The organism is Serratia proteamaculans (genome assembly GCF_949794035.1).
Lineage (GTDB): Bacteria > Pseudomonadota > Gammaproteobacteria > Enterobacterales > Enterobacteriaceae > Serratia > Serratia proteamaculans.
On sequence record NZ_OX461105.1, the window covers coordinates 1,725,386 to 1,743,755 of the forward strand.

At 46.5% G+C, this 18,370-nt stretch carries 15 protein-coding genes; 12 read left to right on the forward strand and 3 right to left on the reverse strand.

What is annotated here, in order from left to right; translation table 11 throughout:
• Position 1: 1 nt before the first annotated feature.
• From QOT07_RS08095 to gndA, 12 genes are all read left to right on the forward strand, one after another.
• Positions 2-1,378 (forward strand): TolC family outer membrane protein, encoded by a 1,377-nt coding sequence (locus QOT07_RS08095; RefSeq protein WP_261426998.1) that lies wholly within the window; start codon positions 2-4, stop codon positions 1,376-1,378.
• Positions 1,379-1,682: 304 nt separating this feature from the next.
• On the forward strand, positions 1,683-3,107 hold the full coding sequence (locus QOT07_RS08100) for a mannose-1-phosphate guanylyltransferase/mannose-6-phosphate isomerase (RefSeq protein WP_261426997.1): 1,425 nt from the start codon (positions 1,683-1,685) through the stop codon (positions 3,105-3,107).
• Positions 3,108-3,122: 15 nt separating this feature from the next.
• Positions 3,123-4,493 (forward strand): phosphomannomutase CpsG, encoded by a 1,371-nt coding sequence (cpsG, locus tag QOT07_RS08105; RefSeq protein WP_261426996.1) that lies wholly within the window; start codon positions 3,123-3,125, stop codon positions 4,491-4,493.
• Positions 4,494-4,686: 193 nt separating this feature from the next.
• Positions 4,687-5,709: a UDP-glucose 4-epimerase GalE gene (gene galE / locus QOT07_RS08110; protein ID WP_283602882.1), complete on the forward strand. Its 1,023-nt coding sequence runs from the start codon at positions 4,687-4,689 to the stop codon at positions 5,707-5,709.
• A 939-nt stretch (positions 5,710-6,648) separates the two neighbouring features.
• The gene (gene galU / locus QOT07_RS08115; protein ID WP_283604323.1) at positions 6,649-7,536 is read left to right on the forward strand and encodes a UTP--glucose-1-phosphate uridylyltransferase GalU; all 888 of its coding nucleotides are present in this window, start codon (positions 6,649-6,651) and stop codon (positions 7,534-7,536) included.
• Positions 7,537-7,860: 324 nt separating this feature from the next.
• Positions 7,861-8,628, forward strand: a complete 768-nt coding sequence (locus QOT07_RS08120) for an ABC transporter permease (RefSeq protein ID WP_261426994.1) — start codon at positions 7,861-7,863, stop codon at positions 8,626-8,628.
• Entirely contained in the window at positions 8,628-9,368 is a 741-nt protein-coding gene (locus QOT07_RS08125; protein WP_261426993.1) for an ABC transporter ATP-binding protein, read from the forward strand. Before QOT07_RS08120 ends, QOT07_RS08125 begins: the two co-directional genes overlap by 1 nt.
• 30 nt (positions 9,369-9,398) lie before the next feature.
• Positions 9,399-11,297: a DUF4422 domain-containing protein gene (locus tag QOT07_RS08130; RefSeq protein WP_283602883.1), complete on the forward strand. Its 1,899-nt coding sequence runs from the start codon at positions 9,399-9,401 to the stop codon at positions 11,295-11,297.
• A 7-nt stretch (positions 11,298-11,304) separates the two neighbouring features.
• Positions 11,305-12,459 (forward strand): UDP-galactopyranose mutase, encoded by a 1,155-nt coding sequence (glf, locus tag QOT07_RS08135; protein ID WP_261426990.1) that lies wholly within the window; start codon positions 11,305-11,307, stop codon positions 12,457-12,459.
• Entirely contained in the window at positions 12,456-13,352 is an 897-nt protein-coding gene (locus QOT07_RS08140; RefSeq protein WP_283602884.1) for a glycosyltransferase, read from the forward strand. The genes glf and QOT07_RS08140 overlap by 4 nt, the downstream gene beginning before the upstream one ends.
• Before the next feature lie 14 nt (positions 13,353-13,366).
• Positions 13,367-14,509, forward strand: coding sequence for a glycosyltransferase family 4 protein (locus QOT07_RS08145; protein ID WP_261426988.1), 1,143 nt, complete (start codon positions 13,367-13,369; stop codon positions 14,507-14,509).
• Between the two features lie 275 nt (positions 14,510-14,784).
• On the forward strand, positions 14,785-16,191 hold the full coding sequence (gndA, locus tag QOT07_RS08150; RefSeq protein WP_085115982.1) for an NADP-dependent phosphogluconate dehydrogenase: 1,407 nt from the start codon (positions 14,785-14,787) through the stop codon (positions 16,189-16,191).
• Positions 16,192-16,265: 74 nt separating this feature from the next.
• Here the strand turns inward: gndA and hisIE are convergent, their stop codons facing one another.
• The 3 genes from hisIE to hisA are packed head-to-tail and all read right to left on the reverse strand — an operon-like array spanning position 16,266 to position 18,369.
• Positions 16,266-16,880: a bifunctional phosphoribosyl-AMP cyclohydrolase/phosphoribosyl-ATP diphosphatase HisIE gene (gene hisIE / locus QOT07_RS08155; protein WP_219015773.1), complete on the reverse strand. Its 615-nt coding sequence runs from the start codon at positions 16,878-16,880 to the stop codon at positions 16,266-16,268.
• Entirely contained in the window at positions 16,874-17,650 is a 777-nt protein-coding gene (hisF, locus tag QOT07_RS08160) for an imidazole glycerol phosphate synthase subunit HisF (protein ID WP_085115985.1), read from the reverse strand. The genes hisIE and hisF overlap by 7 nt, the downstream gene beginning before the upstream one ends.
• Positions 17,632-18,369 carry a 1-(5-phosphoribosyl)-5-[(5-phosphoribosylamino)methylideneamino]imidazole-4-carboxamide isomerase gene (gene hisA, locus QOT07_RS08165; RefSeq protein WP_099064153.1) on the reverse strand — a complete coding sequence of 246 codons (738 nt, stop codon included), beginning with the start codon at positions 18,367-18,369 and terminating at the stop codon, positions 17,632-17,634. Before hisA ends, hisF begins: the two co-directional genes overlap by 19 nt.
• Position 18,370 lies beyond the last annotated feature (1 nt).

Genomic DNA, 18,370 nt, shown 5'->3' on the forward strand with positions numbered 1-18,370 from the left:
TTTGATTCAATTTAAACGACAGGTTGCTGGCCTTGCTATCAGTACCCTCTTGTTTGCGATAGCTGCGCCGGTTCATTCGATAGGGATTATAGACGCATATTCGCTGGCACTTGAAAAAGATCCGACCTTCCGGGCGGCTATAAAAGAGAAAGAGGCGGGAGACGAAAACGAGAACATCGGCAGGGCGGGGCTGCTGCCGAAGGTATCGCTCAATTACCAGAACTCGCCAAGAAACTGGCAAACGCAAAAGTATCCGCAAAGCGATTTCTTTGGCAACGTGACTGAAACCACCAAGCGGCAGCAGTATCGCAGTTATTCAAGCTCGGTTACGTTGACACAACCGCTGTTCGATTATGAGGCCTATGCACGCTACAAGGCTGGCGTGGCGCAGACGCTGATGTCGGATGAGCGTTACCGCAGTAAGTATCTCGATCTGGCCGTGAGGGTGATCTCCGCCTATGTTGAGGTGGCGTACTCCAAAGACCAGATCGCATTGGCTTCGGCGCAAAAGGCGGCTTATAAAGAGCAGTTGTCGCTGAACGATCGTTTAATGAGTGCGGGGGAGGGCACCATTACCGACGTTTCTGAGACTCAGGCGCGTTACAGCCTGGCAGAGGCACAGGAGATTGAGGCGCGTGATGCGTTGGATGCGGCTCAGCGTGAGCTAGAGGTCATTATTGGTATACCACTCAATCAACTGGATGACGTACAGCTATTGCGTCCTGGTAAATTCCAGGTGGCGCCGTTGATCCCATCCAAATTCGAAGAGTGGCAAAAAATTGCCATTGAGAATAACCCGATGTTGGCGGCTTCGCGCCACGGCGTTGATGCGGCGAAATATGAAGTGGAGAGAAACCGTGCCGGCTTTATGCCTCAGGTGCAACTCTACGCCTCACATTCTGAGAATGATTCCAGCAGCGATAACACGGTTAACCAAAAGTATCGTACCGACAGCATTGGTGTGCAGGTTAGCGTGCCGATCTACGCTGGCGGTGGTGTTTCGGCATCGACTCGCCAGGCGGCATCACGATATGGGCAGGCGATGTATGAAATGGATGCACAGGTCGGCACCACGCTGAACGATCTGCGCAAGCAGTATAACCTTTGTATCAGCAGTCGCGCCAAGCTGGCCGCGTACGAACTGGCTGTGAAGTCGGCGACAACTCAGGTAACGGCAACCCGGCAAAGTGTGCTGGCGGGGCAGCGTGTCAACGTCGATGTGCTGAATGCTGAACAACAGTTGTACAGTGCTCAACGTGACCTGGCGTCGGCCAAATACACCTACATAAAATCCTGGATCACACTGCTTAGTGATTCAGGCACGCTTGATGAAAGTGATGTAAAACGCGTGGCGCAGTACTTTGTCATAAACCGCTGAACAGATAGTGGGAAATAGACTAAATATTCACCATAAGTATTTATCTGAAAGAGCAGCCTTGAGCTGCTCTTTTTTGTCTCAATACGTTATGTTAGCAACCAGTGGCGCTCCTACCATTACCCAGAACACTGTTTTTTCGGTATAGGTTTCTACCTGCATATCTTTGGGCGCACGGTGGCTTGGGGATGTGTGTGATTTTAACATATGCGTAACTTCTCTGTGTGCGTGATCGTATGATTTTTATCATGATGGGGTTAGCTGGCGTGCTCGTTTTTAAGACAGATTACTGAGTAAAGGGTTAATAATGTCAAAACTAATTCCTGTGGTTATGGCCGGTGGTACTGGCAGCCGACTATGGCCGCTGTCGCGAGAATCATTTCCTAAGCAGTTTTTATCCATTGATGACAGCGGATTTAGCTTGTTACAACAGACACTTCAGCGTTTGTCTGGGTTGGATGGGGTGCATGTCGCGCCACCATTGGTTATCTGCAATGAAAATCATCGTTTTTTGGTTGCGGAACAACTGCGTGAAATTGATCAGCTTGCGACCAATATTATTTTAGAGCCTGTTGGGCGTAACACAGCTCCTGCGGTGGCCTTGGCAGCACATCTTGCCGCAGAAGAAGGTGAAGACAGTATATTGTTGGTACTGGCTGCCGATCATTTGATTAAAAAAGTGGATAATTTTCACTCGGCGATAAAAACGGCAATCCATCATGCTAATCAAGACCACTTGGTAACTTTCGGCATTATTCCAGGGCATCCGGAAACGGGTTACGGTTATATCAAGCGAGGTAGCCCACTCTCCAATGAATGCTTCAAAGTCGATGCTTTTGTTGAGAAACCTTGCCTGGAGAAGGCTATTGAATATCTGGCGAGTGGTGATTTCAGTTGGAACAGTGGCATGTTTATGTTTAAAACTGCCAAGTTTCTGCAAGAGTTGCAACAGTTTAGCCCAGAGATCTTCAGTACAACGCAGCAGTCTGTGGCAGATAGCCAGCGAGATATGAATTTTATCCGCGTTGACCAGGAAGTATTCAAGCATTGTCCAAGTGATTCCATTGACTATGCGGTGATGGAAAAAACTAGAGATGCAGTGGTGATTCCCATTGATGCGGGGTGGAGCGATGTAGGCTCATGGTCCTCACTTTGGGAAGTTTCCGAAAAAGATGCACTGGGGAATGTGAACATCGGTGAGATTATTTCTATTGATTCTACCAATAATTATATCTCATCTGAAGCGGCTCTGGTGGCCACTATCGGCTTGGATGATCTGATAGTGATCAGTACCAATGATGCACTGTTGATTTCGACTAAGGATAGAGTTCAGGACGTTAAGAAAGTGGTTGAAGAGTTAAAAAAACGCAATCTTCACCACTTCCGTCAACATTCTTCCTCCTATCGCCCATGGGGTAAAATATGTGATATCGATAAGGGCGAACACTTCCAGGTAAAAAAAATCATTGTTCGCCCTGGCGAAGGGTTGTCAGTTCAGCGCCATCTTCATCGTGCAGAACACTGGGTGGTCGTCACCGGCACAGCCAAAGTGAATTTGGATGATAAAGAGTTTTTCTTATCAGAGAACCAATCTACATTCATTCCAGCAGGCAGTGTGCATACGTTGGAAAATCCAGGGAAAATCGACCTTGAAATCATTGAGGTTAGATCAGGCTTTTACCTGGAAGAAGATGATATTGAACGTTTACACGATCGGTACGGCAGAGTTTAAATAAAGGGTTTGGTGATGGAAAAGTTAACGTGTTTTAAAGCTTATGATGTCCGCGGTAAACTAGGTGAAGAACTGAATGATGATATTGCCTACCGTATTGGGCGCGCTTATGGCGAATTTCTGAAACCAAAGACTATTGTATTGGGTAGCGATGTGCGCCTGACCAGTGAAAGTTTGAAGCTGTCACTGGCAAAAGGGTTGCAGGATGCAGGTACCGACGTTATCGACATTGGCATGACCGGGACTGAAGAGGTCTATTTCGCCACTTCCTATCTTAAAGCGGATGGGGGGGTGGAAGTGACGGCCAGCCATAACCCGATCGACTACAATGGGATGAAGCTGGTTCGTGAAGGTTCGCGCCCAATCAGTGGTGATACAGGGTTACGGGCAATCCAGGAGTTGGCGGAAAATAACCAATTCTCAGCGCCAGCCGCTACTCGTGGCAACTATGTTCGCCAGGACGTACTGGGGGCATATGTAGAACATATTTTGTCGTACGTAGATACGAAAAACTTTAAACCTTTAAAACTGGTTATCAACTCGGGCAACGGCGCTGCCGGGCATGTGATTGATGCAATCGAAGCACAGTTGAAAGCTCAGGGGGTTCCACTGGAGTTTATCCAAGTCCACCATCAGCCTGACGGCACATTCCCGAATGGTATCCCTAACCCATTATTGCCTGAGTGCCGTGCGGACACTGCCAACGCAGTGCGCGAACATGGTGCGGATCTGGGGATTGCGTTCGATGGCGACTTTGATCGTTGCTTCCTGTTTGACGAAAAAGGTGACTTTATTGAGGGGTATTATATCGTCGGCTTGCTAGCGGAAGCTTTCCTGCAAAAACAGCCGGGGGCCAAAATCATTCATGATCCGCGCTTGAGTTGGAATACTATCGATGTAGTGAATCAGGCTGGCGGTGTACCGGTCATGTCTAAAACCGGCCATGCCTTCATTAAAGAGCGTATGCGTTCGGAAGACGCTATTTACGGTGGCGAGATGAGTGCACATCACTACTTCCGCGATTTTGCCTATTGCGACAGCGGTATGATCCCGTGGCTGCTGGTGGCTGAATTGGTTAGCGTTAAGGGGCAGACATTGGGGCAACTGGTGGAAGACCGCATTGCAGCCTATCCCTCTTCTGGCGAAATCAACATCAAGCTGACCCTGCCTGCAGCTTCAATTGAGGGCGTCAAGCAACATTATCTGACGCAAGCCGCGAAAGTGGATTACACCGACGGCATCAGTATGGAATTTGCCGATTGGCGCTTCAATCTGCGTTCGTCTAACACTGAGCCGGTAGTGCGCCTCAACGTTGAGTCACGCGCTAATGTGGCTTTGATGAAAGAGAAAACAGATGAGATTTTAGCGTTATTGTCGAAGGCCTGAATTGAATTGCTGTAGGGTGCTGGTTGAGAGCAGCTTTTGCCGCTCTCAACGTTATGGTGATTAATCAAGTAAGTAGTATTATACCTGCCGGACATTGATGTCTCAGATTTTCATTTTCCCCTGATTCTTAAATCAATAGGTTAGTTTTTAACGAATGATAATTCTCCAGTAAAACTGGGGAAAAGGAGTTGATATGGCGATTTTAGTCACTGGTGGAGCCGGTTATATCGGTTCTCATACCGTACTGGCTTTGCTGGAGCGTGCTGAAGACGTAGTGGTACTGGATAACCTGTCGAACTCTTCGGAAGAGTCCTTGCGTCGTGTTGAAGAGTTAACGGGCAAAGCGGCTGTGTTCTACCAGGGTGATATTCAGGATGGCGAATGCCTGAAGCGTATTTTCGATGCTCATACGATAGATTCGGTTATCCATTTTGCCGGCCTGAAAGCGGTAGGTGAGTCGACTCGTAAACCGATTGAATACTATCAAAACAACGTTGCTGGCACGCTGGTACTATTGGAAGAAATGCGTCGTGCTGGGGTGCATAAATTCATCTTTAGCTCTTCTGCCACCGTTTATGGCACGCCTGAGCAGGTTCCGTTGCTTGAGACCTCTCGCGTTGGGGGAACAACCAACCCTTATGGCACTTCGAAACTGATGGTTGAACAGATTTTGCAGGACTTTGCCAAGGCAGAACCACAGTTTTCGATTACTGCACTACGCTATTTCAATCCGGCCGGTGCTCATGAATCAGGTATGATTGGTGAGGATCCCAATGGTATTCCTAACAATTTACTGCCCTATGTTGCCCAAGTGGCCATTGGTAAGTTGGAAAAGTTATCGATCTTTGGGAATGACTATCCTACTCCGGACGGTACCGGAGTTCGAGATTATATCCATGTGATGGACTTGGCCGAAGGTCATCTCAAGGCTATTGACCATATTGACGATCAGAAAGGATTTACGGTCTATAACCTTGGCACGGGGATTGGCTATTCAGTGATGGAGATGCTCCAGGCTTTTGAAAAAGCTTCGGAGCGCAGTGTGGCTTATCAGATCATTCCGCGACGCGAAGGGGATATTGCGGAATGTTGGTCTTCTTCAGAACTGGCGGCTGAAAAGTTGGGCTGGAGAGCGACACGTAACCTGGATACCATGATGCGTGACGCATGGAATTGGCAAAAAAATAATCCGCAGGGTTATCACCGCAAAAGTTGAGGCGAGGTTGCCCCAATTTTATGCAGTCCGCATCTGCGAAATATAATGGCTTCCATTACAGGGAGCCGTTTTCTTATACTACTTTTGGATGACTTTTTAAGTTTTAACGACCAGCCTTTGTTACCACCGCCTTCTGCGTAAATCTTTGCTGAATACTCCCTGTTGAATGACTAAAGAATTTCCTTTCTCTATCTACTCATACCACCAGTCCTTTTCTAGTGATATGTCTGGCAAAGCTGATGAACCTGAGCAGTCATGCATCTACTAGAGGCGGTCTCAGAACCATACCGGTATAGTGAGACCCGCTAGGTCCATGACCTGATGAAGGTGTGAATGGATGCGACATTACCCTGTTTGATAAATTTTTTGATGCAGATTTACTGACAGGACAGAACTATGGCGACGAAAATAGTCACTGGCTGCGGCCGGTTTGCCAGGGCCTCATCGCTTAAGTGGACGGTATTGTAAGTCTTGCGGGCATTTTTGCTTTTATCAAGCGGATCCTCTGTCTTGTGAAGAAGACCGGTCATTCATTCAATCAATAATTATTATCAAATGAACGCTGATTTTGCTTTTCTGTTTATTATATGCTTGCTACTTATATTGAATGATATCTGTTCGATAAATAGCGTGATGCACATCGAGTTATACCAATAGACGGTGGAACCCTGACGGGATGCTTTTGTCGTTTTTTATGTTTAAATTCAAATGGTTGTTGTTGTCATATAAGAGTGATTCGGTTGCTATTTAGACAAATGACGTTTTGTCTATGTGGTGTTAATGTATTAACTTCTGACATAGGTGTATACTTCAGGCCAATTAAAATTGATGCCATTTTTTGCTGTGTGCTAGAAGGCAACAATGGCTATGAAACGTCATTGTGATGTTTTTAGAAGTGATACAGCAATGAAACGGAAATTGTTGGGAGCCCCCACAAAAATGCTAAAAGCTGTTATCCCCGTTGCAGGTTTAGGTACCCGCATGTTGCCGGCCACTAAAGCTATCCCTAAGGAAATGTTGCCGGTCGTAGACAGGCCTCTCATCCAATATATTGTGAATGAATGTGTTGCTGCTGGCATCACAGAAATCATTCTTGTTACGCATTCATCAAAAAATGCCATTGAGAACCACTTTGACACCTCGTTTGAACTCGAAAGTATGTTGGAGTCACGCGTCAAGCGCCAACTTCTGGAAGAGGTGCAATCGATCTGTCCTAAAGGTGTCACTCTGATGCATGTTCGCCAAGGGCAGTCCAAAGGCTTGGGACATGCGATCTTATGCGCTCGACCATTGATCGGCGACGAACCCTTTGCAGTGCTGCTGCCCGATGTTTTAATTGATGACGTTGCCTCAGATCTCAAAAAAGATAACTTGGCCAGTATGATCGCCGGATTTACTCAGCATGGGCGCAGCCAGGTTATGGTGGAACCCGTGCCGGCAATGGATGTTTCCAAATATGGAGTGGTCGATTGTAGTGGTGTCGAAATTCCTCCAGGCAAGAGTGTGCCAATGCGGGCAATTGTAGAGAAACCTCATTTGGATGAAGCACCTTCAAACTTGGCTGTGGTTGGTCGTTATGTTTTGGCAGCAGATATTTGGCCGTTGCTTGAGAAAACGCCTTACGGTGCTGGTGGAGAGATCCAGTTAACTGATGCAATCGCCATGTTGATGGAACAAAAACCGGTTGATGCATTTGCTATGGTCGGGCGTTCCCATGATTGCGGTGATAAATTGGGTTATATGAAAGCATTTGTCGAGTTTGGCTTACGTCACCCTATCCAGGGAAAGGATTTTTCTGTGTGGTTGAAAGGGTTGTTGAATCACTGATATAAGGGGTTTTTGTGCGTGAGGAATCCAGCCGATTCCTAAAGCAAAATGGAGCGGCTGGAGGTAACGTAGTCAGCAACCCACGTGCAGCAAGTGTAGTGTGCTGTGATTCTGTGATTGGGCTTTATTGTAAATATATATAAAAATCAATGGGTTGTGAAAGTTGCTCTCTGGTCGCCACAAAGCCAGGGGCGGTAGCGTGGTTACAAATGACGTTAACCTCTGGAATTTATGTTCTCAGTCACCCTCACTCGTTTCCAACGCCTGCTGTAATGCATTACGTTTCAGATGTTAGGGAATTTTAATCTTAAATCGAGTTTTCATATGAAGTATAGCTTAGGTTACCTCTGGGATTTGGCTGCGGTCATCACAGAGAAAGAATTGAAAGTAAGATATAAAAGCAGTTTTTTTGGTTACCTGTGGTCCATTGCTAATCCGTTGCTTTTTGCCATGATATATTACTTTATATTTAAGTTGGTCATGCGGGTTCAAATACCAAATTATACCATATTTATTATTACTGGGCTTTTCCCATGGCAATGGTTTGCCAGTTCAACGACAAATTCATTATATTCTTTCATAGCTAATGCACAAATAATAAAGAAAACAGTATTTCCTCGTTCTGTTATTCCTTTCAGTAACGTCCTGATGGAGTGTCTACATTTCTTATGTACCATTCCTGTAATTATTGTTTTTCTCTATGTCTATGATATGCGTCCATCAGTTGACTGGATTTGGGGGGTCCCATTAATTGGTATAGCCCAGATGCTTATGACTTTCGGTATTGCAATGATGTTGTCGACATTGAATCTTTTTTTCCGTGATTTAGAGAGATTTGTGACGTTGGGCATTATGTTGATGTTCTATTGTACGCCAATCCTTTACTCCGGTGATATGATTCCTAAAGAGTATAAATTCTTGATTGATTATAACCCGCTGGCAAATATGATACTGAGTTGGCGTGATCTTTTCATGAATGGAGTTATTGATTATCATCAGATTGGAATGCTATATGGATATGCACTTTTATTCGTCATCATTGGCACTAGCATATTTAATAAATTAAAGTACAGATTTGCAGAGATATTATAATGAGTGTAGCTATTGAATTTAAAAATGTCACTAAGCGCTATCCATTATATCATCATATTGGATCTGGCATTAAGGAACTTATTTTTAATCCGCGTCGAGCATTGAGTCTGCTAAGCGGTCGCAGTTATTTAGCGATTGAAGACATCAGCTTCCAGGTTCAGAAAGGGGAGTCGGTGGCACTTATTGGTCGTAATGGCGCGGGGAAAAGTACTTCACTTGGTCTGGTCGCCGGAGTAATGAAACCGACCTCGGGTAGAGTTAGCGTAGTTGGACGTGTTGCTTCGATGCTGGAGCTGGGGGGGGGATTTCACCCTGAACTCACAGGGCGTGAAAATATTCGTCTTAATGCCACGTTGTTGGGTTTACGACGCAAGGAATTAAAGCAGCGCCTGGATAAAATTGTCGAGTTTTCTGAGTTGGGGGAGTTTATTGATGAACCCATCCGCGTTTATTCAAGTGGTATGTTGGCTAAATTGGGTTTCTCGGTCATAACACAGGTAGATCCGGATATACTTATTATCGATGAGGTTCTGGCTGTCGGTGATATTGCTTTCCAACGTAAATGTTTGAGTACTATTAATGAGTTCAAGAAGAAAGGTGTTACAATTCTTTTTGTAAGCCACAACCTTGAGGATGTTGAAAAAATTTGTGATAAGGTCATTTGGATAGAAGATCATAAAATGAGAGAGATAGGGGATGCCCACGCTGTTATCTCTCAATATAAGATGGCAATGGCCTGAATTTAATTTTTTGACTACTAGGTAATTTAAATGAGTCATATTAAAATATATACTTGTCATCATAAACCAAGTGCTTTTCTAGAATCAGCGTTGATTCAGCCGATTCATGTTGGAAGAGATAATAATAAAAACGAAATTGGTTGTCCGGGTGATGATACAGGCGAGAATATATCTTTCAAAAATCCTTTTTACTGTGAGCTGACAGCGCACTATTGGGTATGGAAGAATGCACAACCAACGGATTATGTTGGATTTATGCATTATCGTCGCCATTTTAATTTCTCTGAAGATCAATTGATTCCAGAAGACAATTGGGGCGTGATTAATTATGAGAAAATTGATGAGATTTACCACTCGAAATTTGGTTTAAACGATAAAGATATCTCTCAGTGTCTGACTGATGTTGATATGGTTTTACCAAAAAAATGGGATGTCAGTGCTGCAGGTAGCAAGAACAACTATCAACACTATAAAGTTTCTAACTACTTGCATATAGAAGATTACGATGCTGCATTGAGTACTCTTGCTGAACTTTATCCAGAGTATAAAACTGCTGCTGATAAATTTAATAACGCCTCTGATGGTTATTATACGAATATGTTCGTTATGAGGCAATCTATCTTTAATGACTATTCAGAATGGCTATTTTCCATTTTGGAAAGACTAGAGGATAAACTCCGCTTTAAAAATTATAATGCGCAAGAAAAACGCGTTGTTGGGCATATTTCCGAGCGCCTACTGAATATTTACATCGCGTATCAAATCGAGCAACACTCTTTTAAAGTGAAAGAGTTGCAGCGGACTTTCATTCAGCAAGAAACTTTTAATGCAACCCTGAAGCCTGCTTTTGAAACGAAAAATGTCCCTGTAGTGATCTGCTTCGATGATAACTATGCTATTAGTGGTGCGGCACTAGTTAATTCCATCCTCACTCACGCAAGTCCAGAACTTAACTATGATCTGATTGTTCTTGAAAATGGCATTTCTTTGACAAATAAGCGCCGTTTCTTATCATTAATCGCCGGTATTGAAAATTTTAGTCTTCGATTCTTTGATGTTAATGCTTTTAGTGAGATAAAAAATGTCGCTACTCGGGCGCATTTTAGTGCGGCGACCTATGCTCGTTTGTTCATTCCAAAGCTTTTTTCTGAGTTTGATAAGGTTATCTTTATTGACGCGGACACCGTGGTTGAAAGTGACCTGGCTGATTTGATGGATATACCTCTCGAAAATAATCTGGTAGCTGCGGTGAAAGATATTGTCATGGAGGGGTTTGTCCTGTTCGGTGCGATGTCACAGTCTAGTGATGGTGTAATACCTGCCAAAGAATATTTGTCAAACTCATTGGGGATGGATAATCCAGATGGCTACTTCCAGGCAGGGATAATAGTTTTTAACATTGTACAAATGAACCAGGAAAATACTTTTTCCAAGCTAATGGATGCGATGAAAAGCAAAACCTATTGGTTCCTGGATCAGGATATTATGAATAAAGTATTCCATGGCCGCGTGTATTACTTACCATTGGAATGGAACGTTTATCATGGTAACGGTAATACGGAAGATTTTTTCCCCAATCTGCCATTCAAAACATATATGAATTTTCTTGCTGCGCGTATAAATCCGAAGATGATTCATTTTGCAGGCGAGAATAAACCGTGGAACATGCGTCATGTTGACTTTTTTGATAACTATCATAAAAATATCGTGAATACGCCATGGGCGTTTGAAGCTTATGAACGTCTGGTTGGGACGGCAGTTTCACGTGATCCTACAGCTAAACTTATTAACAATACACCGGTGTTGCTGCAGACCAAATTAAAACGTGCTCTGATGCCAATTGTTAATAAATGGGCACCAACAGGTTCGTCACGTCGTAATCTTATGACGAAATACTACTACAAAGTTAGACGTGTAATTCTTGGGTAACTTAATAATGAATACTGGAAAAATACTAATTGTAGGTGCTGGGTTCTCTGGTGCTGTAATTGGCCGTCAACTGGCAGAACAGGGGCATCTGGTCCAAATCATCGATAGCCGGGATCATATTGCAGGTAACTGTTATGATGCCCGAGATACGAAGACGGACGTGATGGTCCATACCTATGGCCCGCATATCTTCCATACTGACAACGAACAAGTGTGGAACTTTGTGAATCGCTATTCGACCATGATGCCTTACGTTAATCGGGTCAAAGCGACAGTTGATGGTCAGGTTTTCTCACTGCCGATAAATCTTCATACGATTAACCAATTCTTTAAAAAAACCTGTTCGCCGACAGAAGCTAAAGCGTTAATTGCTGAAAAAGGTGACAGCAGCATTACTGAACCTCAATCATTTGAAGAGCAAGCGCTGCGTTTTGTCGGTAAAGAGCTTTATGAGGCCTTCTTTAAAGGCTATACAATTAAGCAGTGGGGGATGTCCCCAGCTCAACTGCCCGCATCGATCCTTAAGCGTTTACCTATTCGCTTTAATTATGATGATAACTATTTTAATCATAAGTTTCAGGGTATGCCGAAAGACGGCTACACCAAAATGGTTGAAGGTATTTTAGACCATGAGAATATTACCGTATCGCTAGGCGTGCAGTTTCAGCCGCAAGATCGCGAGCACTATGATCATGTTTTCTATAGCGGGCCACTGGATGCTTTTTATGGTTTTCAGTTCGGACGTTTGGGTTACCGCACGTTAGATTTTGAAAAATTCTCTGTAGATGGAGATTATCAGGGCTGTGCGGTCATGAATTATTGTGAGCAATCAGTACCTTATACTCGAATCACCGAACACAAATATTTTTCACCTTGGGAGCAGCATGAAGGCTCTGTTTGTTATAAAGAATACAGCCGTGCATGTGAGGAAAACGATATCCCTTACTACCCAATTCGACAAGTCGGTGAAATGAGTCTGCTGGAGAAGTATGTCGATTTGGCAGAAAAAGAGAATAACATGACCTTTATAGGACGCTTGGGTACCTATCGCTATCTGGATATGGACGTGACTATTGCTGAAGCGTTGAAAACTGCCGATATTTATCTGACCAGCCTAGAGCAGAAAACGATGATGCCGGTGTTTACGGTCAGTATCAGATGAAAACCACGGCGTTAATTGTTACTTTCAATCGCCTGGAAAAATTGAAACAGTGCTGGGTGGCAACCGCCGCGTTACCTTTTGAGCACATCGTTGTTGTTGATAATGCTTCAACAGATAATACTCAGGTTTGGCTGAATGGTATTGAGGATACTCGCCTGCATGTCATTCGCGCCGGTCAAAACAATGGCGGTGCGGGTGGGTTTAAGCTCGGCGCGGAGTTCATTGCTGAAAATATAGGTACCGATTGGGTATTTATGTTTGATGACGATGCTTATCCGCAGGCGGGGCTGTTGGCACGTTTTGCAGAGTTGGTACAGACTAATCATGCGGCATACTGTTGCCGTGTACTGGATAAGCAGGGCGAGCTTTGTAAAATGAATGTGCCCTTCAGTAAGATGCCAACATCGTTGATGCGCACGATCGATTATATTGCAAGACCCGCTCGTTATACTCCGACAGGACAGGAGGCGTCAGAGGTTGTGACGCTTTCCTTTGTTGGTGCAATAATTCGCAAAGACGTTTTAGCTGCCAACACAGAGTCTATCTGGTCAGAACTTTTTATTTATTATGATGATGTTTACTTCTCTTACAGGTTGAGTCAACAGGGGTATCGTTTCCGATACTCACCAGAGCTGCTGTTCTTGCATGATGTGCCGCCTACCAATGGGGGAATAAACCCACCATGGAAGGTGTATTATCTGGTCAGGAACCTGCTCCTTTCAAGGATGTTGTTCAAAGAAAATGAAAGGCCTTACTCACTCGGTGCTATCGTGTTACGTATTGCAAAATATTTACTTTCTGTTACCTCGCAGACTAACAAGATAGAATATATTAGATATGTAGTGCGCGGTATTGTTGACGGTATATCACGTAAAAATGGTAAACAACATTAGCCGGTAAGAGTTTAATGAAAAAAATTTGTTATTTTATCAACTCAGATTGGTACTTTGAACTTCACTGGGTTGAAAGAGCCTTGGCGGCTAAAGCTGCTGGCTATGAAATTCATGTTGTCAGTCACTTTGTGGGAGACGGCATTCAGCAAAACCTGGCAGATAAAGGCTTTATCTGTCATGACTCTTCTGTTTCCGAACTTTCCATTAACCCGATTAATTTTCTTGGCTCTTTGGTTAAAGTCTGGCAATTGCTTAAGAAAATCAATCCTGATGTATTGCACTGCATCACCATCAAGCCTTGTTTGATGGGGGGATTCTTTGCCCGTTTTTATAAAAAACCTATCATTTTGGGTTTTGTGGGATTGGGCCGGGTGTTTATGGAGGACAAGCTGTCGATGAACGTCATTCGTTTTCTGACGTTACGCTCCTATAATCATATATTTAAGAACGAAAAGTGTCTGTTGGCTTTTGAGCATGAACATGACCGCGACCGACTCATTGCCATCACTGACGCCAAAAAAAGCCAAACGGTGGTGATCGATGGTGCTGGTATCAATCCGGATATTTATCACTATTCACTAGAGATCAACCGCGAAAAACCGATTGTGCTGTTTGCTAGCCGCTTATTGTGGAGCAAGGGGCTGGGTGATTTGGTTGAAGTGAAAAAGCGACTGGCGCTTAAAGGTGTAGACTTTGTACTCAATGTAGCAGGGATTTCGATTGTTGATGATCCTGACGCCATACCACTGTCAAAAATCGAAGAATGGCACCAGCAGGGGCTGATAAACTGGCTAGGCCGCTGTACTGATGTTTACAGCCTTATTAAGGCTTCTAACGTTGTTGCTCTGCCCTCCACATATTCTGAAGGTATCCCTCGCATCTTGCTGGAAGCCTCATCCGTTGGGCGTGCCTGTATTGCTTACGATGTTGGTGGTTGCCAAAGCCTTATTATTGATGAATATACGGGTAGTTTGGTTGAGAAACGTAATATCAAGCTTTTGGCAGAAAAGTTGGAGAAATTGCTCACCAGCCCGAACAAGCGTGTAGAGATGGGAGTTCGTAGCCGAGCGCGAATCGAAAGCAAATTCGCGTCATCATTGGTTATTGATGACACCTTGAAACTTTATCAACGTGCGATCGCTATCGGAAGTTATTAATTTTAGAAGCTCTTTGGGCTTTTCGCGAAAGTATGGAAGAAAAAGTCCAATCGTGATTATTCCCGTTCTATCTGTCTTGCGTGTTATGCAACCTTGCGAATCAGGTAACACGCATTGACACAACTGTATAATTTTTGATGGATTATTATCTGTTGTGAAGCCTATCGCACCAATCACTACCCACGCGGTTCAATCCTGAGTTAACATGTGTGCCACATCACAAAACCTGTTGGCTAAAGTTGTTAACAGGGTCATCCTCAGACAGGAGTTCCTCAATGTCCAAGCAACAAATCGGCGTTGTCGGCATGGCGGTAATGGGCCGCAATCTGGCACTGAACATCGAAAGCCGTGGTTACACCGTTTCGATCTTTAACCGTTCAGGCGACAAAACCGACGAAGTTATTGCAGAGAATCCGGGTAAAAACCTGGTGCCGCACTACACCGTTGAAGAGTTTGTTGAATCTCTGGAAAAACCACGCCGCATTTTGCTGATGGTGAAAGCGGGCGAAGCGACTGACAAGACCATTGCTTCCCTGACTCCGCATCTGGATAAAGGTGACATTCTGATCGACGGTGGCAACACCTACTATCAGGACACCATCCGCCGTAACCGCGAACTGTCTGACCAAGGTTTCAACTTCATCGGCACTGGCGTTTCCGGTGGTGAAGAGGGCGCATTGAAAGGCCCTTCAATCATGCCTGGTGGCCAGAAAGAAGCTTATGAGCTGGTGGCGCCAATCCTGAAGAAAATCGCTGCAGTAGCGGAAGGTGAGCCTTGCGTGACCTATATTGGTGCTGATGGTGCCGGTCACTACGTGAAGATGGTGCACAACGGCATCGAGTACGGCGACATGCAGCTGATTGCAGAAGCTTACTCCCTGTTGAAGCAGGCGCTGAACCTGAGCAACGAACAGTTGGCTGAAACCTTCGCCGAGTGGAACAAGGGCGAACTGAACAGCTACCTGATCGACATCACCAAAGATATCTTCACCAAGAAAGATGAAGAAGGTACCTACCTGGTTGACGTGATCCTGGACGAAGCGGCCAACAAAGGCACCGGCAAATGGACCAGCCAGAGCTCTCTGGATCTGGGCGAGCCACTGTCGTTGATCACCGAGTCGGTGTTCGCGCGTTACCTGTCCTCACTGAAAGACCAGCGTGTTGCCGCGTCTAAAGTGCTGACCGGTCCTAAAGCGACTCCAGTGAGCGGTGACAAAGCTGAATTCATTGAGAAAGTGCGTCGTGCACTGTACTTGGGTAAAATCGTTTCTTATGCACAGGGCTTCTCTCAGCTGAAAGCGGCTTCCAAAGAAAACAACTGGGATCTGCACTACGGCGATATCGCCAAGATCTTCCGTGCCGGCTGTATCATTCGCGCTCAGTTCCTGCAGAAAATCACCGACGCTTACGCACACGACGCAGATATTGCCAACCTGTTGCTGGCGCCATACTTCAAGCAGATTGCTGATGAATACCAGCAGGCGCTGCGTGATGTGGTGTCCTACGCGGTGCAAAACGGCATCCCTACGCCGACCTTCTCTGCGGCGATTGCCTATTACGACAGCTACCGTTCAGCGGTTCTGCCTGCCAACCTGATCCAGGCGCAGCGCGACTACTTCGGTGCTCACACTTACAAACGTATCGATAAAGAAGGCGTATTCCATACCGAATGGATGGAATAACCCCAACGTTTGAAGTATAAAAAAAGCCGCCGAGGTTTACGCCCGGCGGCTTTTTTATTGCCTGTATAACAGGGTTATTTCTGGTGCCGTTCGCGCAGTCGGCCAATCACTTTGCTCAAGTCCAAATCCTGATCCTGCAGCAACACCAACAGGTGATAAATCAGATCAGAAGCTTCGCTGGTCAACTCTTCGCGATCGTTCACCGTGGCGGCCAGTGCGGTTTCCACGCCTTCTTCACCGACTTTCTGCGCGATACGCTTGGTGCCACTGGCGTACAGGCTAGCGGTGTAAGAGCTGTCGGGGCTGGCCGTCTTGCGTTCCGCCAGCAGTTGTTCCAACTGATACAGAAAACCCCAATCGCTGCTGGCCGGGTGGAAGCAGCTGGTGTTACCCAGGTGGCAAGTCGGGCCGATTGGATTGGCCAGAATCAACAGCGTGTCGTTGTCGCAGTCCGGGGTGATGCTAACCACGTTAAGGAAGTGGCCAGAACTTTCGCCCTTGGTCCACAGGCGCTGTTTGGTGCGTGAGAAAAAGGTGACCTTGCCGCTCTGTTCGGTGACGGCCAGCGCTTCCTGGTTCATATAGCCGAGCATCAGCACTTCGCCGGAGACGGCGTGCTGGACGATCACCGGCAGCAGGTGGTCAGTTTTTTCCCAGTCGAGCTGGTTTCTTTGCTGTTCTGTTAACACAGGCGGATCTCCACACCTTGTTCGGACAAGAACCTTTTCAGGTCGCCGATATTAATGATTTGCTTGTGGAACACCGAAGCGGCCAGCGCGCCATCGACGTCCGCATCGCGGAACGCCTCCAGGAAGTGCTCCATGGTGCCCGCGCCGCCGGAGGCGATCAATGGTACTTTGCACACTTCACGCACTCGCTGCAGTTGCTCCAGATCGTAACCGTTGCGTACGCCGTCCTGATTCATCATGTTCAGCACAATTTCGCCGGCGCCGCGCGTTTGCACTTCTTTCACCCAATCCAGGGTTTCCCACTGGGTGACTCGGGTGCGGCTTTCGTCTCCGGTGTACTGGTTTACGTGATATTTGCCGGTTTCACTGTCGAACCAGGTATCAATGCCGACCACAATACACTGCACGCCAAAGCGATCCGCCAGGCGGCTAATCAGCGTAGGGTCTGCCAGCGCCGGGGAGTTGATGGAAATCTTGTCGGCACCGAAGGAGAGGATCTGGCTGGCGTCTTCCGGGCTTTTAATCCCACCGGCGACGCAGAAGGGGATGTCGATCACCTCTGCCACGCGCGATACCCAGCTTTTATCTACCACCCGACCATCGCTTGACGCGGTGATATCGTAAAACACCAGTTCGTCTGCGCCTTCCTGTGCATAGCGCTGTGCCAGCGGCACGATATCGCCGATAATCTCATGGTTGCGGAACTGCACGCCTTTCACTACCTGCCCGTCTTTAACATCCAGGCACGGGATTATCCGTTTTGCCAGCATGCGATCGCCTCCTCAACGCTAAACTTACCTTCCAGCAGGGCACGCCCCACAATCACACCTTCAACGCCACTGCCGCGCAACTGGGCGATATCATCCAGATTGCCGATGCCGCCAGACGCCTGGAAGGCGATCTGCGGATAGCGTTGGCTGATTTCCTGATACAGCGCCACGTTGGAACCGGCCAGCGTGCCGTCACGGGAAATGTCGGTGCACAGCACGTGTTTCAGGCCATAAGGCAGGAATTGCTCCACCACCTGTTCCAGCGTAGCGTCCGAGTTTTCTTGCCAACCACTGATGGCCACACGCTTGGTGCCGTCCACATCAATGCGCACGTCCAGCGCCAGCACCATGGCATCGGCGCCGTAGCGTTCGAACCAGCCCTGTACCAACTGCGGCTGTTTTACCGCGGTGGAGCCGATCACCACGCGGGTCGCACCGGCCTCCAGCAGGGCAACAACGTCTTGCTCATTGCGAATGCCGCCACCGACCTGGACCGGCACGTTAACTCCCGCCAGCAGCTTGCGCAGCAGGGGGATCTGGCGCGCGGTGGGGTCTTTGGCACCGGTCAGATCGACCAGGTGCAATACCTGAGCACCCTGTTGCTGATAGTCCTGCAGGCGCAGCAGCGGATCGTTGCCGTAGTCGCGCTGCTGGCCGTAATCGCCCTGATGCAAACGCACCACGGTGCCGTCGATCAAATCCAAAGCTGGAATAATCATG